This window comes from Acinetobacter sp. MYb10 (genome assembly GCF_002980175.2).
GTDB classification, from domain to species: Bacteria; Pseudomonadota; Gammaproteobacteria; order Pseudomonadales; family Moraxellaceae; genus Acinetobacter; species Acinetobacter guillouiae.
On the sequence record NZ_CP058272.1, the window covers coordinates 746,605 to 771,678 of the forward strand.

General features: G+C 37.0%; 26 protein-coding genes. 16 read left to right on the forward strand and 10 right to left on the reverse strand.

The genetic code is table 11. The annotated features are described in order from the left end of the window. The first annotated feature begins 29 nt into the window (after positions 1-29). Positions 30-413, forward strand: a complete 384-nt coding sequence (locus tag CQZ96_RS03555; RefSeq protein ID WP_004720680.1) for a DUF2237 family protein — start codon at positions 30-32, stop codon at positions 411-413. Positions 414-434: 21 nt separating this feature from the next. Continuing rightward, positions 435-1,028 (forward strand): Maf family protein, encoded by a 594-nt coding sequence (locus CQZ96_RS03560; RefSeq protein ID WP_105712729.1) that lies wholly within the window; start codon positions 435-437, stop codon positions 1,026-1,028. 103 nt (positions 1,029-1,131) lie between these two features. Here the strand turns inward: CQZ96_RS03560 and CQZ96_RS03565 are convergent, their stop codons facing one another. Then, complete coding sequence (locus tag CQZ96_RS03565; protein ID WP_105712730.1) at positions 1,132-1,527, reverse strand: hypothetical protein; 396 nt, start codon at positions 1,525-1,527, stop codon at positions 1,132-1,134. A 144-nt stretch (positions 1,528-1,671) separates the two neighbouring features. Between CQZ96_RS03565 and CQZ96_RS03570 the strand changes: the two genes are divergently transcribed. Then, positions 1,672-2,835 (forward strand): cupin domain-containing protein, encoded by a 1,164-nt coding sequence (locus CQZ96_RS03570; RefSeq protein ID WP_105712731.1) that lies wholly within the window; start codon positions 1,672-1,674, stop codon positions 2,833-2,835. A gap of 231 nt (positions 2,836-3,066) precedes the next feature. Here the strand turns inward: CQZ96_RS03570 and CQZ96_RS03575 are convergent, their stop codons facing one another. Both CQZ96_RS03575 and CQZ96_RS03580 read right to left on the reverse strand, forming a co-directional pair. Next, complete coding sequence (locus tag CQZ96_RS03575) at positions 3,067-3,522, reverse strand: DUF6896 domain-containing protein (RefSeq protein ID WP_105712732.1); 456 nt, start codon at positions 3,520-3,522, stop codon at positions 3,067-3,069. A 99-nt stretch (positions 3,523-3,621) separates the two neighbouring features. Then, the gene (locus CQZ96_RS03580; protein WP_034610331.1) at positions 3,622-3,837 is read right to left on the reverse strand and encodes a hypothetical protein; all 216 of its coding nucleotides are present in this window, start codon (positions 3,835-3,837) and stop codon (positions 3,622-3,624) included. 186 nt (positions 3,838-4,023) lie between these two features. Between CQZ96_RS03580 and CQZ96_RS03585 the strand changes: the two genes are divergently transcribed. The 3 genes from CQZ96_RS03585 to CQZ96_RS03595 all read left to right on the forward strand — a co-directional run bounded on the left by CQZ96_RS03585 (position 4,024) and on the right by CQZ96_RS03595 (position 7,122). Continuing rightward, positions 4,024-5,694 carry an FMN-binding glutamate synthase family protein gene (locus CQZ96_RS03585; protein WP_004720693.1) on the forward strand — a complete coding sequence of 557 codons (1,671 nt, stop codon included), beginning with the start codon at positions 4,024-4,026 and terminating at the stop codon, positions 5,692-5,694. Positions 5,695-5,898: 204 nt separating this feature from the next. Then, positions 5,899-6,522, forward strand: coding sequence for a hypothetical protein (locus CQZ96_RS03590; RefSeq protein ID WP_105712733.1), 624 nt, complete (start codon positions 5,899-5,901; stop codon positions 6,520-6,522). Between the two features lie 12 nt (positions 6,523-6,534). Continuing rightward, the gene (locus CQZ96_RS03595) at positions 6,535-7,122 is read left to right on the forward strand and encodes a hypothetical protein (protein ID WP_105712734.1); all 588 of its coding nucleotides are present in this window, start codon (positions 6,535-6,537) and stop codon (positions 7,120-7,122) included. A gap of 56 nt (positions 7,123-7,178) precedes the next feature. On the opposite strand, the gene prpC is transcribed toward CQZ96_RS03595, so the two are convergent. Further along, complete coding sequence (gene prpC, locus CQZ96_RS03600; RefSeq protein ID WP_105712735.1) at positions 7,179-8,315, reverse strand: bifunctional 2-methylcitrate synthase/citrate synthase; 1,137 nt, start codon at positions 8,313-8,315, stop codon at positions 7,179-7,181. A gap of 4 nt (positions 8,316-8,319) precedes the next feature. Continuing rightward, the gene (gene prpB / locus CQZ96_RS03605) at positions 8,320-9,204 is read right to left on the reverse strand and encodes a methylisocitrate lyase (RefSeq protein WP_105713019.1); all 885 of its coding nucleotides are present in this window, start codon (positions 9,202-9,204) and stop codon (positions 8,320-8,322) included. Positions 9,205-9,447: 243 nt separating this feature from the next. Here prpB and CQZ96_RS03610 point away from each other — a divergent pair, with 243 nt between their 5' ends. The 4 genes from CQZ96_RS03610 to ppk1 all read left to right on the forward strand — a co-directional run bounded on the left by CQZ96_RS03610 (position 9,448) and on the right by ppk1 (position 14,028). Next, a complete protein-coding gene (locus CQZ96_RS03610) occupies positions 9,448-10,101 on the forward strand; it encodes a TetR/AcrR family transcriptional regulator (protein ID WP_004720703.1) in 654 nt (217 codons plus the stop codon). A 128-nt stretch (positions 10,102-10,229) separates the two neighbouring features. Continuing rightward, positions 10,230-11,150 (forward strand): ornithine carbamoyltransferase, encoded by a 921-nt coding sequence (gene argF, locus CQZ96_RS03615; RefSeq protein WP_105712736.1) that lies wholly within the window; start codon positions 10,230-10,232, stop codon positions 11,148-11,150. Positions 11,151-11,245: 95 nt separating this feature from the next. After that, positions 11,246-11,716 carry a hypothetical protein gene (locus CQZ96_RS03620; protein WP_004720706.1) on the forward strand — a complete coding sequence of 157 codons (471 nt, stop codon included), beginning with the start codon at positions 11,246-11,248 and terminating at the stop codon, positions 11,714-11,716. 206 nt (positions 11,717-11,922) lie between these two features. Further along, positions 11,923-14,028, forward strand: coding sequence for a polyphosphate kinase 1 (ppk1, locus tag CQZ96_RS03625; RefSeq protein WP_105712737.1), 2,106 nt, complete (start codon positions 11,923-11,925; stop codon positions 14,026-14,028). A gap of 147 nt (positions 14,029-14,175) precedes the next feature. On the opposite strand, the gene CQZ96_RS03630 is transcribed toward ppk1, so the two are convergent. From CQZ96_RS03630 to CQZ96_RS03640, 3 genes are all read right to left on the reverse strand, one after another. Further along, on the reverse strand, positions 14,176-15,405 hold the full coding sequence (locus tag CQZ96_RS03630) for a CaiB/BaiF CoA transferase family protein (RefSeq protein WP_105712738.1): 1,230 nt from the start codon (positions 15,403-15,405) through the stop codon (positions 14,176-14,178). Between the two features lie 77 nt (positions 15,406-15,482). Then, on the reverse strand, positions 15,483-16,799 hold the full coding sequence (locus tag CQZ96_RS03635; protein ID WP_056510935.1) for an MFS transporter: 1,317 nt from the start codon (positions 16,797-16,799) through the stop codon (positions 15,483-15,485). Positions 16,800-17,046: 247 nt separating this feature from the next. After that, positions 17,047-18,270 (reverse strand): acyl-CoA dehydrogenase, encoded by a 1,224-nt coding sequence (locus CQZ96_RS03640; protein WP_105712739.1) that lies wholly within the window; start codon positions 18,268-18,270, stop codon positions 17,047-17,049. A 345-nt stretch (positions 18,271-18,615) separates the two neighbouring features. On the opposite strand from CQZ96_RS03640, the gene CQZ96_RS03645 reads away from it, so the two are divergent. After that, on the forward strand, positions 18,616-19,569 hold the full coding sequence (locus CQZ96_RS03645; protein WP_105712740.1) for a LysR substrate-binding domain-containing protein: 954 nt from the start codon (positions 18,616-18,618) through the stop codon (positions 19,567-19,569). Between the two features lie 234 nt (positions 19,570-19,803). On the opposite strand, the gene CQZ96_RS03650 is transcribed toward CQZ96_RS03645, so the two are convergent. Then, entirely contained in the window at positions 19,804-20,139 is a 336-nt protein-coding gene (locus tag CQZ96_RS03650; RefSeq protein WP_056510926.1) for a hypothetical protein, read from the reverse strand. A 121-nt stretch (positions 20,140-20,260) separates the two neighbouring features. Between CQZ96_RS03650 and CQZ96_RS03655 the strand changes: the two genes are divergently transcribed. The 5 genes from CQZ96_RS03655 to CQZ96_RS03675 all read left to right on the forward strand — a co-directional run bounded on the left by CQZ96_RS03655 (position 20,261) and on the right by CQZ96_RS03675 (position 24,587). Next, on the forward strand, positions 20,261-20,689 hold the full coding sequence (locus CQZ96_RS03655; protein WP_004720720.1) for an HD domain-containing protein: 429 nt from the start codon (positions 20,261-20,263) through the stop codon (positions 20,687-20,689). Positions 20,690-20,777: 88 nt separating this feature from the next. Then, the gene (locus CQZ96_RS03660) at positions 20,778-21,677 is read left to right on the forward strand and encodes a LysR family transcriptional regulator (RefSeq protein ID WP_105712741.1); all 900 of its coding nucleotides are present in this window, start codon (positions 20,778-20,780) and stop codon (positions 21,675-21,677) included. Between the two features lie 152 nt (positions 21,678-21,829). Next, positions 21,830-22,912, forward strand: coding sequence for a tRNA (uridine(54)-C5)-methyltransferase TrmA (gene trmA / locus CQZ96_RS03665; protein WP_105712742.1), 1,083 nt, complete (start codon positions 21,830-21,832; stop codon positions 22,910-22,912). 242 nt (positions 22,913-23,154) lie between these two features. Further along, positions 23,155-23,385, forward strand: a complete 231-nt coding sequence (locus CQZ96_RS03670) for a hypothetical protein (protein ID WP_004720727.1) — start codon at positions 23,155-23,157, stop codon at positions 23,383-23,385. 134 nt (positions 23,386-23,519) lie between these two features. Then, on the forward strand, positions 23,520-24,587 hold the full coding sequence (locus CQZ96_RS03675; RefSeq protein ID WP_105712743.1) for a hypothetical protein: 1,068 nt from the start codon (positions 23,520-23,522) through the stop codon (positions 24,585-24,587). Positions 24,588-24,600: 13 nt separating this feature from the next. Here CQZ96_RS03675 and CQZ96_RS03680 read toward each other — a convergent pair whose 3' ends face one another. Next, positions 24,601-24,954, reverse strand: coding sequence for a YnfA family protein (locus CQZ96_RS03680; RefSeq protein WP_004720731.1), 354 nt, complete (start codon positions 24,952-24,954; stop codon positions 24,601-24,603). Positions 24,955-25,074 lie beyond the last annotated feature (120 nt).

Consider the following 25,074-nt stretch of genomic DNA (forward strand, 5'->3'; position numbering starts at 1 on the left):
TAGGGCGAACTTTTAAATTCTATACGCTTATGTCTTTTCATCCCGATCCTAAAATCAATGGTTTAAATGTCTTAGGTGAACCTTTAGCAAGTTGTTGTTTTTCCCCAATCACAGGTTATTTTCGTAATGGTTTCTGCCATACAGCAACAACCGACCTCGGTCAGCACACTGTATGCGCTGAAATGACTTCAGAATTTTTAAATTTTTCACAAAAAGTGGGAAATGACCTAATTACACCGCTGCCAGAACACGGCTTTCCGGGACTACAACCTGGTGATTTTTGGTGTTTATGTGTGACGCGTTGGGTTGAGGCCTATCAAAATGACATGGCACCTCGTGTAAAACTACAAGCCTGTCATCAAGCTGTTTTGGCGTATGTTCCCTTAGATCTCTTGATGGAATATGCAGTATAACTAGGCATGAATTATTCAAAGATGAATCACCCTGAAATTATTTTGGCTTCATCGAGCCAAACCCGTAAAGATTTAATGAATCGTTTGCGCTTAGACTATCATTGTATCTCTCCTGAAATCGATGAATCACCACAGGGTGAATCTCATGCCGATGACTTGGCTAAGCGCTTGGCTTTTGAAAAAGCCCAAGTCATTGCACAAGATCATCCAAATGCAATTGTGATTGGGTCAGATCAGGTGGCTTGGCGTGAACATGCACCACAAGATTTTATTGGTAAACCTCTATCTGTAGAAAAAGCCATTCACCAGCTACAAGCCAATTCAGGCAAAAATGTCTTTTTTAGTACTGCCTTAAGTGTGCAACATTTGGCTTCTGGTTTTGAACAAACCTTAGTTGAGCATTATCATGTGAAATTTCGTGACTTAACTTTGGATGAAATTGAGCGTTATATCGAAATTGATCAACCTCTGCATTGTGCGGGTAGCTTTAAGTGTGAAAGTCTTGGTATTAGTTTATTTGAGCAAATGATTGGGCAAGACCAAACCACTTTGATGGGTATGCCAATGATTCAGTTATGTGGAATTTTAAGGAAGTTGGGCATCCTGCTACCTTAATTTCCACATTGTATAATAAGCTCGATCTTATTATAAATTTTCATAATTACATGGACTTTGTGTTATTTGCTCATGCATTAAAAAAGGATGAAGACTTTTTGAGTTAATCCCATAAATCCTGATAATGCGTTGCAAATAACATAAGCCCTTCTTTAATCTTAGCCTTAGATTCTGTTTGGCAGTCCCCCATCAAGACCAAATCAAAAGCAAGAATCATCTTGTTTAAATACTCTAACCAAATTTGATTTAATTGCGCCTCACTAAAATCATTCACTTGCGCTTCATTCACCACCCAAGTTGGAATAGACATATTTTTACCTTTGATAATCAATTGTCGATACGAACGCAATACTGAAAGTGTTTTGTTTGCAATTTCTTTTTTTGGGTCAGAATAATACGAAATAGGAACAAATCCATATCCCTCAATCCAATTAAAAATGCTTTCTTTTAAATCTAGGCAAATCTCGAATATATTATGAGATATTTTTTTTAAAATCATGACTTTTATAACTCCTTTAATTTTCAAAAAGCATGGCTGTTTTTATATAAATATATTTTGAATAAATTTACAAATACTTGCACCACCTGTCATCTCATAAGACAATAGCCACATTATAGATTCAAATTTGCTTAGGCTATTTTCATGTCCCTACCTTTAGATGTTCTTGGCGGAATTACTGCTGAACAATTCCTCTCAGAATACTGGCAAAAAAAACCTTTATTGGTTCGTAATGCTTTACCTGAAATTGCCAATATCCTTGTTCCAGATGACGTCATGGAGCTTGCTCTGGATGAAAACATCACAGCACGCCTGATTAAGCAAAAAGACAAAGATCCAAATCAATGGTCAGTAAAATCATCACCGCTCATCAAAGGTGATTTTCAAAAAATGCCAAAACTTTGGACCTTATTGATTCAAGCTGTAGATCATTATTCATTTGATTTAGCAGAGCTTTGGAAGAAATTTCCTTTTATTCCACAGTGGCGTCGTGATGACATTATGGTCTCTTATGCTGCTAAAGGTGGTTCTGTAGGTCAGCATTTTGACTTTTATGATGTATTTCTTGTACAAGGTTATGGACACCGTCGTTGGCAACTTGGACAAATGTGTGATGCTGAATCTGAATTTGTTGAAGGGCAGCCGTTAAAGCTACTTCCAGAAATGGAGATCAATTTTGATGAAGTTTTAGCGCCAGGTGATTTACTTTATGTCCCACCAGGATTGTCACATTATGGTGTAGCGGAAGACGATTGCCTAACCTACTCTTTTGGTTTCCGTATGCCGAATATTGCAGACATGATGGATCGTGTCAGCGATAAATTTGTCGAAGACCAACAACTACGTAATCCGCTTATCGACATCTTACGGAATAAACAAAACCCGATTGGGCAAGTAACACAATCTGAACTCGATTATTTAAAAACTGAATTATTGGCAAAATTAAACAATTCTAAAGTGTTAGAAGATGCCATTATGAGTCTAATGGCTGAAGCAAAGTACCCTGAAAATATTCCAGATGCTGAAGCGATTGGCACTGGAGATTTAGAAGAAGTTCTTGACCAAGGCTATTTACTACAAATTGAGCCAGCCTCTCGATTAATTTATCTTCAACAGAATCATGAATTATTATTCTGGGCAAATGGTGAATCGATCTGTATTTCTGAACAATTTGTACCCCATTTAAAGCAGATTGCAGATGGACAAAGTGTCAAACTCAATCATGAATTGTCTGATGATGAAATATTAGAAGACATTGCTGGATTGTTGAATGAATCTATCTTGATGCTTGTTCCCACTGACGAATAAAATTTGCAATCTAACTCTAACAATGTAACGCTTAAATAAAGCCTGAAAATTCAGGCTTTATTTCTATCAATTTACTTTCAGCATAACTTTAAGAAATAACTCGCTCATCCTTGCTTAAGCTGATATTTGAGTGAGTTTGAGGACTTAACCAAAGTAAAATTAAACACTTCATCCCACTAGAGATAAAGACTTTGCTGTGACTTTATTGTCCTTTTATCAGACTATTTTTTCTCATAGTTTTCGATAAACTCCGAAATCTATTGTCAATATTTTTTGTCGTTCAAGTTTTTCAAAAAAATCTAAAGTACTACTAAAGGGATTAACGAAGTATTTTGTTAAGTGATTGAATTCAATTGTTGTCTTGAGAAAATTATAAAAGAAATATGGGTCAAGATTACCAATACTTTCTTTGTTTCCAAGCGAAACTTCAAGAATTTGCCCTGTTATTAAATTCTCAAACATACAATGCTCTCCATGCACAAAAAAAGACCAATCTTCCGATAGCGTTTTTTGTCCATTTAAAAAATCAGCATCTTGTATTTCGTAATAGTGTCCTGCATTAATTTTTTCTTTTTCAGGTTGGTCTGTTTCTGTAATTAATTTATCAATAAGCACTTCAGCAATGGCTTTATAGTTGTCCATTGCTGTTAATAATTCCTGTTCTACATCAGAAGTAAGGTCGATCATATAATTACTGTCAAAATTTCAAAGCTAAATAATTAAAACTTATCAAATAAAGCCTGAAAATTCAGGCTTTATTTCTATCAATTTACTTTCAGCATAATTTTAAGAAATAATTCCCTCATCCTTGCTCAAACTGATATTTGAGTGAGCTTGAGAACTTAACTGATGCTTTAATGTCTCATTTTCCTGCTTTAGATTTTTAATTTTAAAAAACTGGAAGAACAGCCCGATATAAGCAATAACAACGATTACAGAAACATAAATGGCTAAAAAACTGATACTTGGGTTTAACAATTTTGTCAGAAACTCTTCAAACATTTTCGATTCCTTTTTGTTTTCATCGCATATTGAATAAATATTTCAGTTAAATTAACTCAAATTGTTTAGAAAATAAATCATTCAATTATTAATCTAGAACCATTCTCAAGTCTAACAAATCATTACTTGAGCTTTTTCATCAATTTGGGCAATTTAGCGCTATATAAAGAATGAGATATTTACTTCATGGCAAGTCCTGCTCAAGCAATTCGACATCAACTTCTCAATACTTTTTTCTCCCGTTATTCCGTTTGGTTCCTTTGTATATTTGTATCTTTATATTTGACTTGGATTATTTTCTTTAACGAAGGTCATTATATTTATTACTTTTTTTCAGATACTGTACTGAATTTAGCTTGGATTATTTCATCCATACTGGCCGCAATTGGCTTTGCTGATATCATCCAAACACAGCATTCTATTTTAAGAAATTACCCTTTAATGGGACATTTTCGATTTTTCTTTGAAGATATACGTCCTGAAATTCGTCAATATTTCATTGAATCTGATGATGATGCCTTACCTTTTTCACGTGCACAAAGAAGCTTAGTTTACCAACGTGCTAAAAATGAAAATGCAGATAAGCCTTTTGGTTCAATTATTGATGTCTATCAAGATGACTATCGTTTTTTAACCCATTCGATGACACCCAAAACACCTGCTGATTTTAATACATTTAGAATTAGTATTGGCAATGATCAATGCTCACAACCTTATAGTGCTTCGATCATGAATATCTCAGCAATGAGTTTTGGTAGTTTGAGTGCAAATGCCATTCTTGCTTTAAATACTGGTGCAAAAAAAGGCAACTTTTATCATGACACAGGTGAAGGGAGCTTAAGTCCTTATCACCTTGAACCGGGTGGTGATATTGTTTGGGAAATTGCCAGTGGCTATTTTGGTTGCCGTACTTTAGATGGTAAGTTTGATCCTGAAAAATTTAAGCAACAAGCAGCTTTGCCTCAAATTAAAATGATCGAAATCAAACTATCCCAAGGGGCAAAACCAGGGCACGGCGGTATTCTTCCCAAAGATAAAATCACCAAAGAAATTGCCGAAATACGCGGTGTTTCTATGGACGTGGATTGTATTTCCCCAGCGACACATTCTGCTTTTAGCACTCCTATTGAAATGATGCATTTTATTCAGCAATTACGTGAGCTATCCAACGGCAAACCGGTTGGTTTTAAATTGTGTATCGGACAACCTTGGCAATTTATGAGCATTGTAAAAGCCATGCTACTGACCAAAATCACTCCAGATTTTATCGTGGTTGATGGTTCAGAGGGCGGTACAGGTGCTGCCCCTATTGAACTGATTGATCATATGGGTACACCTTTACGTGAAGGCCTGCTTTTTGTAAACAATACCTTAATTGGCGCAGGTTTACGTTCTCAAATCAAGATTGGCGCAAGTGGTAAAATTATCAGTGCCTTTGATATCGCCAGTACTATGGCTATGGGTGCTGACTGGGTCAATTCTGCACGTGGCTTTATGTTTGCGGTGGGTTGCATCCAAGCACAAAGTTGTCATACCAACCAATGTCCTGTTGGCGTTGCAACGCAGAACAAAGAACGTCAAAAAGCACTTGATGTGCCATCTAAAGCAGACCGTGTGTTTAGTTTCCAAAAAAACACCTTAAAAGCGCTTGCGGAAATGATTGCCGCAGCTGGTTTACAACATCCTGCTGAGATTAAAGCACATCATTTGGCACAACGAATCAATGACCGTGAAATCAAAAACTATGCTCAATTGCACTTTTGGATGAAAGACGGTGAATTGCTCAGTTGTGAAAATAAAGATGAAGAAAACTTCTATTTTAGAATGTGGAACTTAGCAACTGCTGAACATTTTTAATTATTTGCAAGCGAAATTTCATTAAGGAGATCAATATGATCTCCTTTTTTATATCTAGCATTTATAAAGAAACCTAATCTTGTGAATTTTTATTCTTCTGTTTTTTATTTAAATTTATATTGGAGTTTATTTTTACTCAAACGCCATTTTAATCTAAACAATATTTAAGCAAGATAACTTAAAACACATCAAGAATATTTGCGGATGAAATTTCTAAAACACATAACCGCCACCACTATCCTTACAACGTCATTACATTGTTATGCAACTGTCGGTGGTGGACAAACAATAGAAGTATTGGGTTATGAAGCAAAACAACAAAAACTTTATCTGTTACGACACTATGAAGATGAGCGTGGGCGCTTGCCACAGTTATACTATTATCAGCTCAACAGTAAAACACCTGACAAGTTGATTGAAGTACAATCGTTATATATTAATCCCAAAACGCATCAAATTGACTATGATCAAGATGCTATCCAGTTTGAAAAAGATCTAAACAAAATTAAAAAGCGTTTAACACCGTTACTTATAGGAAATGCCAATACAGCAAAAATTCAAGTGGTGAAAAGTCAAACTCATTACGTCCCTGCTTGGCATGATCAATCCCAAAAGATTCCTCAATATAAAACCATATACAAAGTTACAACAGCTTCTTTAAAAAGCAAAAACCAACAAGCTATACAGTATGCTAAAACAATAAAAATCACTCAGAACTATGTCGTGCCAAATCAGAATAAGCTGCTGATTGTGGTTAAATATTTCGGCATTCCAGAAGAAACAGGCTATGATGTTGAAGATACTGTTTTGCTCTTACCAATACAATAATGAGGATAAATCGTGTTAAAAATAATCACATCGACGCTCTTATTCAGTTTTAGCGCTCTCGCTTTTGCAAAAAGTTATAGCAATATTTCACTTGAAGTCCTCGGCTATGATTCAGATAAAAAAGCGGTTTTAATTCTTGAAAATTCAGCAAGCTATGACATTCCAAGAGTTTATCGCTATTCACTGAGTGAAAAACGCTATGATCTGCTCAAATACGATGAAAATTTTACAGGTATTACAGATCAACAAAGCTTTCAGCAAAAACTTTCAAGCATAAAGACTCAGCTTAAACCGCTTAAAAAGATCGTGCTTCAAGACTTTAACGTTAATCTACTCGAACAAAGACCATCTGATACTGAAAGCTCTGACTCATTTAAAACAATTTATGGCTCGATATTTACAATATCCAGCCCGCAATATCAAAGTCTTCAACAGAATTTAACCAGTTACAGTCCAGAAATTAAACTTAAACAGGCTTTTGAACTGCCAAAAAACAAAGGGGCGCTGATTACTTTTGAATCACTCAGCTTATCTTTTGATGAAGGATATAGCCGTGAAGAAACTGTTGTTTTATTTCCTACAGGTCAGCTTCCTAAATAAATAAAGCCTCTTAGGAGGCTTTATTTTTACTGCTTTTATCAATCTTGATCAATTCATTACGCCGCAGAGCGCTCAGTGATCGGTATAACTTTACGGAGCTCTGGGCCAGTATAATCTGCGCTTGGACGAATAATACGATTGTCAGCACGTTGTTCCATTACATGCGCTGCCCAACCAGTAACACGAGACATCACAAAGATTGGTGTGAATAATTTTGTTGCAATATCCATGAAATGATATGCAGATGCATGGAAGAAATCTGCATTACAGAACAATTTCTTCTCACGCCACATCACTTCTTCGCAACGTACTGATACTGGGTAAAGCACTGTATCACCAACATCTTTTGCTAAACGCTCAGCCCAAATTTTAATGATGCCATTACGCGGGTCATTGTCTTTATAGATCGCATGACCAAAGCCCATGATCTTTTCTTTACGTTCAAGTTTACCCAGCATTTCACGTTCAGCTTGTTCTGGTGACGTCCAGTTTTCAATCATTTCCATCGCAGCTTCATTTGCGCCGCCATGCAAAGGTCCACGCAGTGAACCAATTGCACCAGTAATACACGAGTGCATATCAGACAATGTTGAAGCACATACACGTGCAGTAAATGTTGACGCGTTAAACTCATGCTCAGCATAAAGAATTAATGAAACATTCATCACTTGTTCATGTAATTCATTTGGCTTTTCACCACGCAGTAAATGCAAGAATTGTGCACCGATTGAATCGTCATCGGTATTTTCTTCAATACGTACACCATCATGACTAAAACGGTACCAATAACAAATGATCGCTGGCAAAGTTGCAAGAATACGATCTGCCACATCTTGCTGTTGATCAAATGATTTTTCAGTTTCCAAATTTCCTAACATTGAAACCCCTGTACGCATCACATCCATTGGATGTGAATCAGCAGGAATACGTTCCAACACTTCTTTTAAAGCTTGCGGTAACTGGCGAAGTGATTTTAATTTGGCTTTATATGTCGCCAACTGTTCTGCTGTAGGCAATTCACCAAAGAAAATAAGGTATGCAACTTCTTCAAATTGGCAATTTTCTGCAAGGTCTTGCACATCATAACCACGATAAGTTAAGCCTGCGCCACTCTTACCTACTGTAGAAAGTGCTGTTTTGCCTGCAACTTGACCACGCAATCCTGCGCCTGTAAGTACTTTTCCTTCAGCCATTTTATTATTTCTCCTGGGTGAACAGTTTATCTAGAGTGTTTTCGAAAGTGTGATAATCAAGGAATTCGTAAAGTTCTTTTCGTTGTTGCATGCTATCCAGTACATTAACTTGTGTACCATTTTCACGAATTGAACGGAAAACTTCGAGGGCAGCCTTTTGCATTGCACGTGTTGCCGACAATGGATACAACACCATGCTGATACCCTGTTCACCTAGTTCTTGGGTGGTGTAATAAGGTGTATCACCAAACTCTGTAATATTTGCAAGAACAGGAACACCTACTGCATCACAAACTGTTTTATACATGGTAATGTCCGTCATTGCTTCAGCAAAGATCGCATCTGCACCTGCCTCGACACATGCACAAGCACGATCAATCACGGCTTGCAAACCTTCTTTTTGCAATGCATCTGTACGTGCCATCACAACAAAGTTCGAATCTGTTTTTGCATCAACTGCTGCTTTAATGCGATCAACCATTTCTTGTTGAGAAACAATTTCTTTATTTGGACGATGACCACAACGTTTTTGTGCAACTTGATCCTCAATATGGACAGCTGCCGCACCCGCACTAATCATTTGTTTAATTGTACGTGCAATATTAAATGCACCACCCCAACCTGTATCGATATCAACAAGTAATGGTGTATCTACACGTTCTGTAATACGACGAACATCTTCCAATACGTTGTCTAAGCTGGTCATCCCTAAATCAGGTAAACCATAAGAATAGTTTGCCACACCAGCACCTGAAAGATAGATGGCTTTATAACCCACCTGTTTCGCCATCATCGCTGCATAAGCGTTGACTGTACCAATGATTTGTAATGGTTTTTCCACTTCTAGAGCTTGTCTAAATCTTAAGCCTGCAGACGTCTGTTGTGTCATATTCCCTTCCACAGTGGTCACTTGTTTATTGAGTTTTGAGTTTTGAGTATAGCCATAATTTATATTTCGCATATGACCATTTAGGTATATTACTCTAAAACTTTAGTCAAAGAAAAATGAATTTTGATTCATTTTTTCATTTTTATGCACTTTTTTTAATCATTTTTTCCAATAGCACGTTTGCTAAGAAATTTATTGACATCTTTGATATAATAGTGACAACCCATTTTTCCTCAGTAATTTATGAACGAAGATTTAGCACAAGTTGAAGCTACAGGATGTGATTTTCCACAAACTAAACGTGGGCATGAACGTCGCTTGGCATTACTGATTAGTGCAAACGATCTTTTTTTAGAGCACGGTTATGATGCGGTATCTTTAGATGACATCGTGAATCATGCAGGCGGATCAAAAGCCTCGATTTACAAATATTTTGGTAGTAAAGAAGGTCTATTTACAGCGATCTGTGACTATCGTCGTGATTTATTCTTTAAAGATATCTGCATTCCATTTAACCCCGCGTTGAATGAGCTCAGAGCATATTTGATCAATACCTTGATTAACTTTTATAAGCATATGATCATTCCTGAAAATATTGCTTTTATACGTTTGGTCTTAGAACGTTCACAAAAAGACCCACAATTGGCCGTCTATATTCATGAAAAAGGACCAAAGCAAGTACAACACTCTATTGCATGTGCCTTGGAACGTTGTGTAGAAAATCAAATATTAACCTGTGCAAATCCTTTATTTTCAGCACAATTTTATTTTGGAATTCTTAGAAATTTGGAATGGCGAATTTTAATGGGGATTGAAATCAAAGAATCTGATCAAGAAATATTCAATTGCGTAAGTTATTGTGTAGATCGCTTCTTAGAGGGCCATCAAAAGGTCTAATTTTTTTGCGTTTTCATATTCATATAGTATATTAGCTGATTCTCCTTTTTACTTTCATCAACCACCAACAATGAATTGTTGGTCAATTTCCCTATTGGTTTTGACTAAACAATTATTGTGGAGTAACCATGGCTCTACGACATTTTCTTACTTTACGTGATTTATCCACTGCTGAACTTAACCGTATCATTGAACGTGCTCAAGAGTTAAAGCGAAAACAACACAACAACGAAGTATTTCAACCCTTTGTTGGAAAAGTCATGGGGATGATTTTTGAAAAGTCGAGTACCCGTACTCGTGTATCTTTCGAAGCTGGTATGAGCCAATTTGGAGGCAGTGCAATTTTCCTTTCATCACGCGACACTCAATTGGGTCGTGGTGAGCCAATTGAAGATTCTGCACGTGTGATATCGAGCATGCTTGATATCGTGATGATTCGTACATTTGGTCATGATATTGTTGAACGTTTTGCTGAATATTCAACAGTCCCGGTTATCAATGCATTAACTGACGACCACCACCCTTGCCAGCTACTTGCGGATGTACAAACATTTGTTGAACATCGTGGTTCGATCAATGGCAAAACTGTGGCTTGGATTGGCGATGGCAACAATATGTGTAATTCATATATTGAAGCTGCGCATATGTGGGGCTTTAAGTTAAAAATCGCATCACCGAAAGGTTATGAACCAAAACCTGAATTTCTTTCAGAATTTGCTCATTGCGTAGAACTTTTTGAATCAGCAGAAGATGCAGCGGTCAATGCAGATCTAATCGTGACGGATGTTTGGGCAAGTATGGGCCAAGAAGAAGAACAAAAAATTCGTGAAAAAGCGTTTGCTGCGTATCAAGTGAATGAAAAATTAATGGATTTAGCGCATCCAGATTGTCTATTTATGCATTGTCTACCTGCACATCGCGGTGAAGAAGTTTCTGAAAATATGCTAGATCACAAAAACGCTGTGGTTTGGAATGAAGCAGAAAACCGCCTACATGCACAAAAAGCCTTGGTTGAATTTTTAATCAATGAAAATTTAAACAAAGACTAATTTGTTTTGTTTTAAGATAAATAAGCACCAACTATGGTGCTTATTTTTTGTTTCAGTATAATAAAATCCATATTTTTAATATATGTATAATTCAAATGAAATTTAAAATAATTCCTTTATTCGCAATGTCAATGTACATGCTCATTTCTCAAAGTAGTTATGCAACTGAATTAGATGATTATTTGATTCAAAAGAATTTGATTGGACAGGATTATAAAATTATAGATCAACAAAATTTAGATGATGTTTTAACTGCGTTAAGTGAAGAAGACTCTCGCGTGCTGCCTGTACAAGTCGACCAAAACACAGTGATTGAGAAAATTCATATGTATCATGATCATGTTGATTTGCAAGGTTTAATTACATCTAAAGATTTTAATCAGTTTTCAAATAGCATGGGTAAAGAAAAAACTCAGCAACTTTTAATGGAAGGTATGCTTGAAAATTGTCATTTACTTTTTGAAAATGAATTCCAACGTCAAAATCCTTATTATGTAAAAATAAAACTGATGTCTGAACAGAAAGCATATGAGCTAAAACTCAAAAATGAGCAATGCAAATTTTAATTTGTAATAATATTGTCTTGGTGCATTGTATCAGTTCACATTTTGTCTAAGCAGATTCGTTTTTTTTCAAGTCGATCTAACGATTAAAAAATTAATATTTTTTAATCGTTTAAGATTAAGACAATTTTTAACATTTTAGCTATCTGTAACAATTTTGTCATGTAGAATACTTACTATGCCCTTCAAGGTCGTTAAGACAGTTTCAAATGACGCAGATCATGCCCGCTTCAAAAAGTTTAACCACGCCTGAATTTCAACATAGCTCTAGCAGCTATATTAATCGTGAAATTTCCTTACTGGAATTTCATAAACGTGTGTTAGCCCAAGCAAAAGATGAAACTCATCCTCTGCTTGAACGATTGAATTTTCTCATTATTTTTTCACGTAATTTAGATGAGTTTTTTGAAATTCGTGTCGCTGGATTAATGAAACAACTGGACTTCAAAACCATTACCACAGCGCCAGATGGTATTCCAAACGAAGTTATTCTTGAGCAAATTTCACATAACGCACATCTTGCGATTCAAGAGCAATACGACACCTTAAACCATGTATTATTGCCTGAGTTAGAAAACTATGGCGTCAAATTTATCCAATATAATGACATTTTAGAAAAACACGCGGAATGGATTAAAAATTACTTTTTTAAACAAGTACAACCTGTTGTAACACCAATTAGCTTAGATCCTGCTCATCCTTTCCCACGCTTGGTCAATAAAAGCTTAAACTTTATTGTCACCTTAGAAGGAAAAGATGCTTTTGGTCGCCAGATTGAACTGGCCATTGTACCCGCACCTCGTTCCTTACCGCGTGTTGTACGCTTACCAAACGAGCTCACAGACGGCGCAGAACATTACATTTTATTGTCAGCGATTATCCAACAGCATATCAGTGATTTATTCCCCGGCATGACAGCAACAGGATGCTATCAATTCCGTGTTACCCGTAATGCTGACTTAACTTTGGCAGAAGATGTCGATGATTTGGCAGTCGCATTGAAAGATGAATTATCTTCACGTCGTTTTGGTCGTGCAGTTCGTTTAGAAATCGCAGATAATTGCCCAAATTCAATTAATAATTATTTATTAGAACAATTTGATTTAGATCCACAGCATCTTTATCAAGTGAATGGTCCTGTCAATTTAACACGTCTGATTACTGATTTTGATATTCCAGAATTAAGGTTTAAGCCTTATCAAGCCGTTATTCCCAAAGCCTTAAGAAATTCAAATAAAATATTTGAAATATTAAGCAAGCAAGATTTGCTATTACATCATCCATTTGATTCTTTCCAGCCCGTTATCAATCTACTCAAAGAAGCGGCAAAAGACCCCAATGTTTTAGCAATTAAACAAACCTTATATCGTAGTGGCCCAGACTCAGAAATTGTACAAGTGCTGGCAGAAGCTGCTCGCAATGGGAAAGAAGTTACAGCGATTATCGAATTACGTGCGCGCTTTGATGAAGAGTCAAATATTATCGTCGCAAATCTTCTACAAGAAGCTGGCGCAGTTGTGGTGTATGGTATTGTCGGTTATAAAACGCATGCCAAAATGATTTTAGTTGTGCGACGTGAAGTCGACAAACTTAAACGTTATGTACACCTGGGCACAGGCAACTACCATGCTGGAAATGCACGGATGTATACCGACTATGGTTTACTCACCACAAATGATGAAATTTGTGAAGATGTACATAAAATCTTCCAAGAACTGACGGGTATGGGTAAATTGTTAAAGTTAAAAAAACTCTTCCACGCTCCTTTCACCTTACACTCTCAACTGTTACATTTGATCGAGCAAGAAACAGCACATGCAAAAGCGGGTAAAAAAGCCCGTATCATCATTAAAGTCAATGCATTGACTGAACCTAAGCTCATTACAGCTTTGTATAAAGCATCACAAGCTGGGGTTAAAATAGAGCTGATTATCCGTTCAATCTGTTGTTTAAGACCACAAATTCAAGGGCTTTCTGAAAATATTAAAGTTCGTTCTATTGTCGGGCGCTTCCTAGAACATACTCGTGTTTATTATTTTTATAATGATGCCAATGAGGACTTATACTGCGCAAGTGCTGACTGGATGGGTCGAAACTTATTTTCTCGGGTCGAAACTTGCTTTCCGATTGAAGATAAAAAGCTTAAAAAACAGATTATTGAATATGGGCTACTCAGTTATTTAAAGGACAATATTCGTGCTTGGGAACTCGATGCCAATGATCAATGGCATGCAGTTCAACCCAAAGATGATGAGAAACCTTATATTGCCCAACAGGTGTTGATGCAACAACGGATTATTCCCACTACAGCGTAATTTTTTCATATTGTTATTTTCAATGACTCACCCCCCTTTTTTTTGAAAGGAGGGTTTGGATGATTAATGCGGCATTGAAACACCCCAATTAAGGCATAACTTTGATTGATCCTATGCGTTGATTTCAATATTTTTAAAATTAGCCAACTATAAGCCAATACCCTCAATAACCCCTTGTTGCTTTAACTGTAACAATTCATCATCTGAACAAAACTCTTCTAAAATCGCTTTGGTATGTTCTCCTAAGCGTGGCGGTGCATTACGATATTCAACAGGTGTTCCTGTCATTTTAATCGGTGAACCAATCACATTAAAATCAGGATTATCTGTATGTGGAATATTGACCACCATTTTACGATATTGAATTTGGGGTTCATCTAAAGCATCTGCAACAGAATTAATCACGCCAACAGGTACTTTCACTGCATGAATTGCATCGACCCAATGCTTCGCGGTATTTGATAAAAAATATTCAGACAACAAAGCAACCAATTCTTGACGATATTTCACCCGATCTTGATTACGGAGATAGTTTGATTGATCTAACAATTCAGGTTTTCCAATGGCAATACATAAATCTTTAAATTGTTTATCATTGCCACAGGCCAGAATAAACTCCTTATCTTGCGCTTTAAAAGTCTGATAAGGCACAATATTGGGATGATGATTACCCATTCGTTGAGGTGCGATACCTGAACTTAAATAGTTCATACCTTGGTTGGCGAGCCCAGCAACCTGTACATCTAACAAAGACATATCAATATATTGTCCAACACCTGTTTGCTGACGAGAAATCAGTGCGGCCTGAATCGCAATTGTTGCATATAGCCCAGTCTGAATATCAACCACTGCCACACCAACTTTTTGTGAACTTGCCCCTAACTCACCTTCTTTTTCACCAGTAATACTCATCAAGCCAGACATACCTTGAATAATAAAGTCATAACCCGGTTCTTCTGCACGCGGCCCATCTTGACCAAAACCAGTGATAGAACAATAGATCAATTTTGGATTAATATGCTTGAGGGTTTCATAATCCAATCCATATTTTTTCAATGAACCTGCTTTAAAGTTTTCAATCACAATATCTGCGGTTTTCACCATGTGATGTAATAATCGCTGCCCATCCTGCGTTGCCATATCAATTGCCACTGAGGATTTATTGCGATTCGCAGATTGGTAATATCCAGATTCTCGCGTCGCTCTACCCTGTTGATCAAGCATCCACGGCGGGCCCCACATACGGGTATCATCACCAACTTTAGGGCGTTCAATCTTAATCACTTCGGCGCCTAGATCTGCAAGAACTTGTCCACACCACGGACCTGCCAGTACTCGACTCAGATCTAAAACTCGAATTCCTTGTAATGCACCCATATATTTACCTCTATGTAAGGAGTAAGCGAATACTCCTCAATTTTATGATTTACTGAATCTGTCTAAACAAGCGTTGACTATTGTTGTTGGGGATCATATTGACGATCTTTGATAAATAAGCCAGGTAATACTCCTGCAACAAAATAAGCTGCGCCCATCACGATAAATGCCGTCATAAATGTACCTCCCGAAGCAAGGAAACCAATGGTTGCTGGGGCAATTGCAGCGCCTACTCGCCCAATGTTATATGCACCACCAATTGCTGTACCTCGGACATCGGTAGAAAATGATTCCGCCATATAGGTCGCATTTACACCATAAGGGATGCCATATAAGAAACCAAAAGTGATCAATAAGTACAAAATATTGTCTGGTGTATTAAAGATAATAATCACAGGTAAGAAGACAGCGCTGGCTATGGTACCGAACACAAATACTGCACGACGATTAAATTTATCTGCCAAATATCCCGCTAAGATCTTGCCTAAAATCATCGCTGTATATGAACCTACCATATAACTGGTCATGTTTTTAAAGTTCATATGCACTTCTGTTTCTAGATAACTTGGCATCCAATTGTTGATTCCGTAGTAACCAAATTGTAAGAAGAAGGCCGTAGTCATCCACAATAAAAACATTTTACGGTGCTTAAAGTTGGCAAAAATTTGTTTATAAATACTGCCACTTTTCGCTTTCTCGGGAACTGTGGCTTCAACTGGTTTCTTGCCTTGAAGCTGATTGATTTTGTTGAGCTGCCAAGACTTTGGTTCAGGTACAAAGCGTTGCAAGAAAATATTGATAAATGCTGGAATAACCGTGATAAAAAACAAGACTCTCCAACCATGATCAGGAATAATCGCACCAGCTAATAATGTAGCAACAATATATCCAACGGTTTGCCCTGTTTGTAATGTACCCAATACCGTAGTTCTATACGTTGTAGGAACATATTCAGCCATAAGGGTATTGCATGCCATATAAAGCGCCCCAATCCCTAGTGCACCAATAAATCGTAATGCCATAAATTGTTCAAAACTTTGGGTAAAGCCTAACAAACATGTTGCAACTGAGAAAAACGATACCGAATTGGCAATGGTACGTACGCGGCCAAACTTATCACATGCCCATCCACCTAAAATCCCACCAATCCCCATACCTGCCAGAGAGGCACTGCCTAAGGCGCCAGCCTGAAAAGTAGATAATGCAAACTCACCTTTTAAACTGGTTAAGCTATAGGACAACAACATGATATCTACGCCATCGACGACCATAGCGAAATAGGCGAATAAAAGTGCCCATTTCCAAGTATTTGGGCCTATTTTTTCAAAGGTTCCAATATTGGATGGCATGGATAATTTTGTTGAAGTTGTAACTGATCGAACATCATTGTTCATTTTTCCTCTACCTCATTTTCCCAAATGAGTCATCGGTCACTTTTTATCTTTCTCTCTACTTATTTCTTTGTTATTTTTATTGCATCAATCTAGAGTTAAGTATGAGAGTTAAAAGAATAATCAGATATTTTTCACGATGAATCCTTTTATCATTGATTTATTTTTACCTTAGTTTTTATAAAATTTAAGGCAAAAAATCCTACAAGGGATGCTAGATTTAAGCATCCCTGTTTTAAAACAGTTGATTTTAGTTACTAAAGGCAGCAATACCAGTTTGTGCACGCCCGAGAATTAAGGCATGTACATCATGGGTACCTTCATAGGTGTTGACCACTTCCAGATTGACCAAATGACGAGCGACACCGAATTCATCACTGATGCCATTACCCCCCATCATGTCTCGAGCAACACGCGCAATATCTAAAGCTTTACCACAATTGTTGCGTTTAATCAGTGAAGTGCCTTCAACAGAAGCAATGCCCTCATCTTTCATACGACCAAAACGTAATGCGATCTGCAGCCCTAAAGCAATTTCAGTTTGCATATCTGCAAGTTTCTTTTGCACCAATTGATTCGCAGCCAGTGGGCGTCCAAATTGTTTACGATCCATCGTATATTGATGTGCAGTGTGCCAGCAAAACTCTGCCGCCCCCATCGCGCCCCATGCAATACCGTAACGTGCACTATTTAAACAAGTAAATGGTCCACGCAAACCACGAATTTCAGGAAATGCATTTTCTTCAGGAACAAAAACATTGTCCATCACAATTTCACCGGTAATCGATGCACGCAAACCGACTTTGCCATGAATCGCAGGCGCAGAAAGTCCTTCCCAACCTTTTTCTAGGACAAAGCCACGAATTTCACCGACATTGCCTTCAGCAGAAACTTCTTTAGCCCAGACCACAAATACATCAGCGATTGGACTATTGGTAATCCACATTTTTGCGCCAGTCAGACGATAACCACCTTCGACCTTTTTGGCACGGGTGATCATACTGCCTGGATCTGAACCATGATCAGGTTCTGTTAAACCGAAACATCCAATAAACTCGCCAGTAGCTAATTTAGGTAAGTACTTTTGTTTTTGCTCTTCAGAACCAAATTCATTGATAGGCACCATCACCAAGGAGCTTTGTACACTTGCCATTGAACGATAACCAGAATCTACGCGTTCAATTTCACGGGCAATAAGACCATAACTGACATAGTTTAGACCTGCACCACCGTATTCTTCAGGGATTGTCGGTCCCAGCAAACCTAGCTCACCCATTTCACGAAAAATAGAAGCATCTGTTTTTTCATGGCGGAATTGTTCTAAAACTCTTGGCATCAGTTTGTCTTGTGAATAGGCATAAGCAGCATCACGAATCATGCGTTCTTCAGAACTGAGTTGCTGTTCCAATAAAAATGGATCTTGCCAGTTAAATTGAACGCGTGCCGTTTTTGTAGAATTAACCATTTGATTCATAGCATCCTTTGCTGAACATATCTTGTTGTCTTAGTAGGGATATTAGGTGTGAAAATCCATACTTTCAAACGATTAATTCTCACTCAGATATTCCATTTACGCATATCTTGTGTTTTTATAATATGGCTCGCTCAATGACTACGGTTCAATTATGCGGGTATTAAACGAGGCTTTTTAACAGATTTTTATCATCTTTACATCCTTTTATAAATTTTCATTTGAGGTAAAACCATGGGGTTTGATGGAAGATTCATTGCAAACATCTGCTTTGCTTTAAGTTCTTTTTGCTAGATATGAATAGATTAAATTTAGTCTTAACTAAACTTTGATATTCAAGGAATGAATATGCGTAGAATGATTCCCTCATTACAATCACTAATATGTTTTGAAGCGGCTGCCAAGCATCTAAGCTATACCTTTGCTGCTCAAGAGCTGCATCTTACTCAAAGTGCTATATCTCGCCAAGTACAACAACTCGAAGATTTTTTAGGACTCAATCTATTTAACAGAACACGGCATGGCGTTGAATTAACACAAGCTGGTGAACATTATTATAAAAACATCAAAGCTCATTTATTGGGTATTGAACAAAGCACACTCGATTTAATGAGCCATAAAGGTTTAGGCGGTACGCTAAAATTGGGGGTTGTACCGACATTTGCAACACGTTGGCTGTTACCCCGACTGTATAAGTTCAATGAAATATACCCTGAAATCACCATTCATTTAGAGACCAGTACCAAACCCTTTTTATTCAGTGAGCATATTTTTGATGCAGCAATATATACAGGTACACCTGCACAAATTGAAAATTGGCCGGATGCAAAAGTCCACTATTTAATGAATGAAGATGTTGTTCCTGTGTGTTCTGCTGAGTTAATTTTTAAGCATTTTCCAGAGCTAAGAGTGCCTTCCGGAGATTTACGTCGAAGTTTAACGGCGGAAGAAATTGCCACGCTGCCCTTACTCCAACAAACCACACGCCCCTATATTTGGAAAGAGTGGTTTGAAGTTTCTGGTTATGAGCATCCTTTTGCATTAGAAGGACAACGGCATGAGTTATTTTCGATGCTTGCGGTGGCAGCCATACATCATATGGGGGTTGCGCTTATTCCACAAAAACTACTTGAAAAAGAACTGCGCTCAGGTGATTTAATTATTGCCTCAGAAATTAAGCTAAAAGGTTCACGTGCCTATTATTTTGTCTATGCAGAACAACAGCAAACACCCCTCATTGCTAAATTCATTGAATGGTTATTGGCAGAAGTTGAACGATCACAAAGTACTTTTTTAAAATAACGCGATTTCGAGTTAAACAATAGCTTATACAAGATTTATAGAATATAGCTTAATTTCTATATTGTGATGATAAAACTCAGGTTGTAGGAAGTGAAATGAACAACGCCCACAACAGAAAATTTAAGCCTACTCCGCTATTTTTAATGCCCTTCAGCATTTTAATAAGAATAGGCTAAAAGAAACACATTATTCAATTGAGCAGTGTTTAAACCGAATGGCTACATATCTTAAAATTTAAGTGCTAAATCCAATATAACGATAAAAATCTTGATCCCCTACAACACCTAAGCTTGTTTTATAAATCAGGTAATTAGGATAATTACTCTCAGATAATTCATTGAAAATATTCAGTCCCTGATCATCATGAGCATGGATTTCATCGACGCTACGATGCATGGTCGCTTCAAATTCATCTGAAATATATTCAAAGCCCAAATCCATCGCAATAAACAAGGTATGTATACACGGTTGTAGATATTGTTCTTCATTCCAATCAATGACCGCATGTTGGCAATGTGGGCATGTAACATTTTCTTGAGAATTTTCTAAAGTGATCAGTTGAAATGGCATACGCTTTGGAACAGAATAAAATTGTATTTTAAACGAGTTAGGGAAATTAAACACTCGTTTTAGATAAATCTAAAATTGCTTTTCATATTTTATAAATACACGAAACAAAGCTAAGGATATTATGTCAACGATTGAAAAAGCGATTGCTTTAGCAGCTCGTAAACACGCAGGCCAAAAAGATAAAGCACAACAGCCTTATATTTTTCACCCTCTGAGGTTGATGTTCAAAGTTAAAACACCCAATCAACAGATTGTTGCTGTATTACACGACATCTTGGAAGATACCGATACCACTGTGGTCGATTTAATCTCACTTGGCTTTAGTCAAGAAATTGTCGATGCCGTTGTTGCCTTAACCAAAAAAGAAGGTGAATCTAGAATCGAAGCCGCCTACCGCGCAGTAAAAAATCCAATTGCACGTGTGGTAAAACTGGCAGATGTTGCTGATAACATGGATATCACCCGTATTCCGCACCCGACCACTAAAGACCTTTTAAGATTAGAAGAATATAAGCAAGTTCAAAATATTCTCATGACAGGCAATGCCTAATCTTAGAAAATTTTCACAATTAACAAGTTGACTTGATGCAACAATTAAGTTTAATAGTGCGTCATTGTTGCAATTATGGAATGTATTTATGCTCACTGATTTGGATGACTTTTACTGCTTTGGTTTGGTTGTAGAGCATGGGGGATTTAGTGCGGCTGAACGTGCAACGGATATTCCTAAATCCAAGCTCAGTCGTCGCGTATATAATTTAGAAGAAAAATTAGGGGTTCGTTTAATTCAACGGAGTTCTCGCCATTTCGCAGTTACAGACATTGGTATGAATATTTACCGCCATGCCCAAGTGATGATGAATGCAGCACAATCAGCGCATGATCTGGTCGATCATCTCAGTGAACAACCACGTGGTGTGATTAAAGTCAGTGTACCTGTGACGGTTGCGCAAAGTGAATTGTCCAAAATCCTTCCTGACTTTTTAAAAACTTACCCTGAAATTAGAATACAACTTTTGGTCAGTAATCGTCGTGTAGATATCATCAATGAAGGTTTTGATGTTGCCTTGCGCGTGCGCGCAAATCTGGATGATGACCCGAGCCTAGTGCTGAGAAAGTTTGGGCATATTGAACAGCACCTTCTTGCAAGCCAAGCCTATTTAAATGAATTTGGTATGCTCAAAAAACCAGAAGATTTATCTGAACACCGAATTTTAAGTATGGTTGATGAGCATTTAGATCAACAAATGGTATTACATGATAGTGAAAACCAACAGAAAAAAATTAAAGTTAACCCGATAGTTATGGGTTCAGATTTAATGATGCTTGCTAAATTAGCCAGTCAAAATTGCGGTATTGCCTTACTTCCAGATACTATTGCCAATGATTTTGTCGCCACAGGTGAATTGGTTCGTGTCTTACCCGAATGGAAAGCACCGCATGGGATCTTTCACGCTGTTTACCCATCTCGCCGAGGCTTACTTCCTGCGGTAAGAGTCTTTATTGACTATTTGGTTAAGCACTTAAGTAAGTGTTGAGCAACTTATCTTCATCATCACTAATCCTAGGATTATTTCAATAGACAAGCCGATCTAAATAAATTGACAAAGATGGACTGCAATCTGGTGTCCATCTGGTGCTATTTTTGATACCATCGCTACTGCTTAATTCCAACGTTTTTCTGATTTATATGACTTCATCTTATCAACAACAGCTTGATGCCAAAATTGAACGTATCCAAACTCAATTCGCAGAATTTAATCCACCTTCATTAGAAATATTTGCTTCACCTGAACAAAACTTCCGTATGCGTGCAGAATTCCGAATTTGGCATACTGACGATGATATGTTCTATGCCATGTTTGAACGAGATGAAAATCAACAAAAAACTGTTGCTCGTATCGATGAATTTCCGATCGCAGATCAAAGTATAAATCAGCTTATGCCAGTTTTATTGGCTGAGCTAAAAGCCAATTCAATCTTATCAAAACGGCTTTTTGAAGTGCATTTTCTAGCAACGCTCAAGGGCGAAATGCTGGTTTCATTGATTTACCGTGCGCCACTGAGTGAAGAATGGGAAGTTTTAGCAAAACAATTGGCTGAAAAGCTGAATGTTAAAATCATTGGTCGCAGTCGCGGACAAAAAGTTGTCTTAACCGATGAATTTGTTGTAGAAGAATTACAAGTTTTTGAGCGTAAATTTCAATATAAACAAATTGAAAGTAGCTTTACTCAGCCCAATGCGCAAGTTTGCCAAAAAATGTTGCAATGGGCTTGTCAGTCAGTAGAGGGCGAAAATAAAGACTTACTCGAATTATACTGTGGTAATGGCAACTTTACCCTTCCCTTATCCTTGAGTTTTAACCGTGTTTTGGCAACTGAATTAGCGAAATCTTCGGTCTATGCGGCACAATGGAATATTCAACAAAATCAGATCAACAATATTCAAGTTGCACGCCTTTCAGCAGAAGAATTTACTCAGGCCTATAACGGAGAACGTGAATTCCGTCGTTTACAAGAAGCAGAAATAGACATTCAGGGCTATGAGTTTGATACAGTTTTTGTTGATCCACCACGTGCAGGGATTGATGACGATACGTTAATGCTATTGCAAGGTTTTCAACGTATTCTTTATATTTCATGCAATCCAGATACATTACACGACAATTTAAAAACCTTGCTTAAAACTCATAAAATTGTGAAATTTGCGATGTTTGATCAATTCCCCTACACCCATCATGTAGAATCTGGGGTTCTTCTCGAAAAAATTTAAACAATTTATTACAAGATTAGACTGCTATGTAAATTAGCATGGCAGCTATTTCTTTAAATTATTTATTTATATATCATTAAGTTATAAATCATTTAAAACATGGCCCTTTAACAAACCGTTTAAAACATATCAAATCATCGAAAAAATCAGCCTATAACTCGACCATCTATTTCGCTCAGATCTTGTATTTTATTAAAAAACGGCTATATTTCGAACTATGTTAGGTTGTGTATGAAGGCTCTATGAGTTTTTGGCAAAAGCTGTTTACGGCTGAAGATACATTGCAAAATGAACATAAAAATCAAATTGCATGTGTTGAAAATGATTGCTCTTGTAAATCCAATGATCAACTTTTATCAGCGTTGATGAAAGCGACAGATCAGGATGTGATTACTGGGATTAAAAAGGTACTTATCTCTAGAGGTTTCAGTAAAAAAGAGTTAAACCAATTACAGCATCCACCTATTCAATAGTCATGGATGACCGCTAAGAAAGAAAAAGCATTCAGTTTACTGGATGCTTTTTTAATTCCAATAGAACAACTTTTGATGTTTCTCCTTGCCTTGTATACAATTATTTCAAAGAATAGATAAACGCAGAATCAACAATGAAAATTAAAATTGTTATTTTTTTATTATCACTCAACGCTTCAATTACCTATGCAGATATCAACGATGATGAGATTCAAGCCATAGAAGATTTAAGTGATCAAATATTAGCAACCAAAAATCTTGCCAAACTTGAACCACAAATTAAGGCTCAAATCCAAAAAGCCCAACCCAATGTGCAAAAACTATTAAAAGCCAAAGACATTGAATATAACGATTCTGTCTATTTACACAACTATGCGATTCTGACTTCTGGATATGCTGAATATTTGCTTGAACAACACTGCACCACGCTCTCTCAGCCTTTTCAAGAACTTACTGAACAAGCGTATTTTGCGTTAAAAAAGCGTGATCCTAAAGATACAATCGCAATCAATAATTTAGGGTTATTCTACGCGCAAATGTCGGTGTATTATCGGAAAAACATAGACCCAACGCCACGTCTAAACTATTTGCTAAAGGCTGAACAACTATTTGAGACCTTAATGAAGTTGCAACCAGACAATGAGGAGTATGAGAAAAATTATTATGCTGTACTCAGTGACAAACTGATGCTATTACAGAAATATCATCGTGGTCAGAATGAGCAAAAACGCCTCATCAATATACTTAAAAAGCCTTTATTTCACTATTTATCTGATCCCAATCAAGCTTTCGATGCAGGAAATTTTATTATTTTAGCGCAACAGTATTTTAAATATCTCAATCGTGAAGACCCGAAACTTGCTGAAAAATGGTTACGTGATAATCAGGCTAAAATTGAAGCTGTAGTGAATAAGAATCGTAAGCAAACTCAACGAGAAAAAGAATTCCTCGCTGAATTCTATGCCCTGCTTGGTCAAACGGATCGAGCGCTGTCCTACTTAAAACAATTGGAATTTTCTGATGAGAACAATACAGAACCCTCCTCTTTTGAAAATGAACCCAATCTTGCCAATTTAAGGCTAAATCCTGAATATCAGAAATGGTTTAAACAATATAAACAGGATTATGCTGCATACCGTAAAGCAATTCCCAAAATATGTAAGATCAATCAACTTGAAACAACACAAGATACAATAGAATAATGCTATTGAAGACTTAACGAATCAAGCCTTGCGGTTGCAGAATAATCACCAAAGCCCCAATGATTACAATACAGCCGCCAAACAAATCCCAGCGAGTTAAGCTGACTTGATCGACAAATTTCAGCCACATCAGTGCACTAAAAATATAGATACCGCCATATGCGGCATAAATACGCCCTGAAGCAGCAGGATGCAAGGTCAATAGCCAGACAAATACAGCCAAACTTAAAACGGTAGGTATCCATAACCAATGGCTTTTATTTTGATTCAGAATTAAATAAGGAAAATAACAACCTAAAATTTCTGCAACAGCTGTGACAAGAAATAATAAAATCGTGGTTAAAATTTTAGTAAATGCAATGTCCATTGATACTCAAAGAATAATCATGAAGTTAGAGTATATGTGATTTTCACGCGAGCTAAGCAATAAAATTTTGAGCATACTAAAACGGCTAAGCTTTTATCTATAAATTGTAGTTGTTGTTTG

Excerpts from the sequence above, each read along its gene's own strand:
- CQZ96_RS03555 (WP_004720680.1), top strand. The coding sequence starts at position 30 with ATGTCTTTTCATCCCGATCCTAAAATCAATGGTTTAAATGTCTTAGGT.
- CQZ96_RS03560 (WP_105712729.1), top strand. The coding sequence starts at position 435 with ATGAATCACCCTGAAATTATTTTGGCTTCATCGAGCCAAACCCGTAAA.
- CQZ96_RS03565 (WP_105712730.1), bottom strand. The coding sequence starts at position 1,527 with ATGATTTTAAAAAAAATATCTCATAATATATTCGAGATTTGCCTAGAT.
- CQZ96_RS03570 (WP_105712731.1), top strand. The coding sequence starts at position 1,672 with ATGTCCCTACCTTTAGATGTTCTTGGCGGAATTACTGCTGAACAATTC.
- CQZ96_RS03575 (WP_105712732.1), bottom strand. The coding sequence starts at position 3,522 with ATGATCGACCTTACTTCTGATGTAGAACAGGAATTATTAACAGCAATG.
- CQZ96_RS03580 (WP_034610331.1), bottom strand. The coding sequence starts at position 3,837 with ATGTTTGAAGAGTTTCTGACAAAATTGTTAAACCCAAGTATCAGTTTT.
- CQZ96_RS03585 (WP_004720693.1), top strand. The coding sequence starts at position 4,024 with ATGGCAAGTCCTGCTCAAGCAATTCGACATCAACTTCTCAATACTTTT.
- CQZ96_RS03590 (WP_105712733.1), top strand. The coding sequence starts at position 5,899 with ATGAAATTTCTAAAACACATAACCGCCACCACTATCCTTACAACGTCA.
- prpC (WP_105712735.1), bottom strand. The coding sequence starts at position 8,315 with ATGGCTGAAGGAAAAGTACTTACAGGCGCAGGATTGCGTGGTCAAGTT.
- prpB (WP_105713019.1), bottom strand. The coding sequence starts at position 9,204 with ATGACACAACAGACGTCTGCAGGCTTAAGATTTAGACAAGCTCTAGAA.
- CQZ96_RS03610 (WP_004720703.1), top strand. The coding sequence starts at position 9,448 with ATGAACGAAGATTTAGCACAAGTTGAAGCTACAGGATGTGATTTTCCA.
- argF (WP_105712736.1), top strand. The coding sequence starts at position 10,230 with ATGGCTCTACGACATTTTCTTACTTTACGTGATTTATCCACTGCTGAA.
- CQZ96_RS03620 (WP_004720706.1), top strand. The coding sequence starts at position 11,246 with ATGAAATTTAAAATAATTCCTTTATTCGCAATGTCAATGTACATGCTC.
- ppk1 (WP_105712737.1), top strand. The coding sequence starts at position 11,923 with ATGACGCAGATCATGCCCGCTTCAAAAAGTTTAACCACGCCTGAATTT.
- CQZ96_RS03630 (WP_105712738.1), bottom strand. The coding sequence starts at position 15,405 with ATGGGTGCATTACAAGGAATTCGAGTTTTAGATCTGAGTCGAGTACTG.
- CQZ96_RS03635 (WP_056510935.1), bottom strand. The coding sequence starts at position 16,799 with ATGAACAATGATGTTCGATCAGTTACAACTTCAACAAAATTATCCATG.
- CQZ96_RS03640 (WP_105712739.1), bottom strand. The coding sequence starts at position 18,270 with ATGAATCAAATGGTTAATTCTACAAAAACGGCACGCGTTCAATTTAAC.
- CQZ96_RS03645 (WP_105712740.1), top strand. The coding sequence starts at position 18,616 with ATGCGTAGAATGATTCCCTCATTACAATCACTAATATGTTTTGAAGCG.
- CQZ96_RS03650 (WP_056510926.1), bottom strand. The coding sequence starts at position 20,139 with ATGCCATTTCAACTGATCACTTTAGAAAATTCTCAAGAAAATGTTACA.
- CQZ96_RS03655 (WP_004720720.1), top strand. The coding sequence starts at position 20,261 with ATGTCAACGATTGAAAAAGCGATTGCTTTAGCAGCTCGTAAACACGCA.
- CQZ96_RS03660 (WP_105712741.1), top strand. The coding sequence starts at position 20,778 with ATGCTCACTGATTTGGATGACTTTTACTGCTTTGGTTTGGTTGTAGAG.
- trmA (WP_105712742.1), top strand. The coding sequence starts at position 21,830 with ATGACTTCATCTTATCAACAACAGCTTGATGCCAAAATTGAACGTATC.
- CQZ96_RS03670 (WP_004720727.1), top strand. The coding sequence starts at position 23,155 with ATGAGTTTTTGGCAAAAGCTGTTTACGGCTGAAGATACATTGCAAAAT.
- CQZ96_RS03675 (WP_105712743.1), top strand. The coding sequence starts at position 23,520 with ATGAAAATTAAAATTGTTATTTTTTTATTATCACTCAACGCTTCAATT.
- CQZ96_RS03680 (WP_004720731.1), bottom strand. The coding sequence starts at position 24,954 with ATGGACATTGCATTTACTAAAATTTTAACCACGATTTTATTATTTCTT.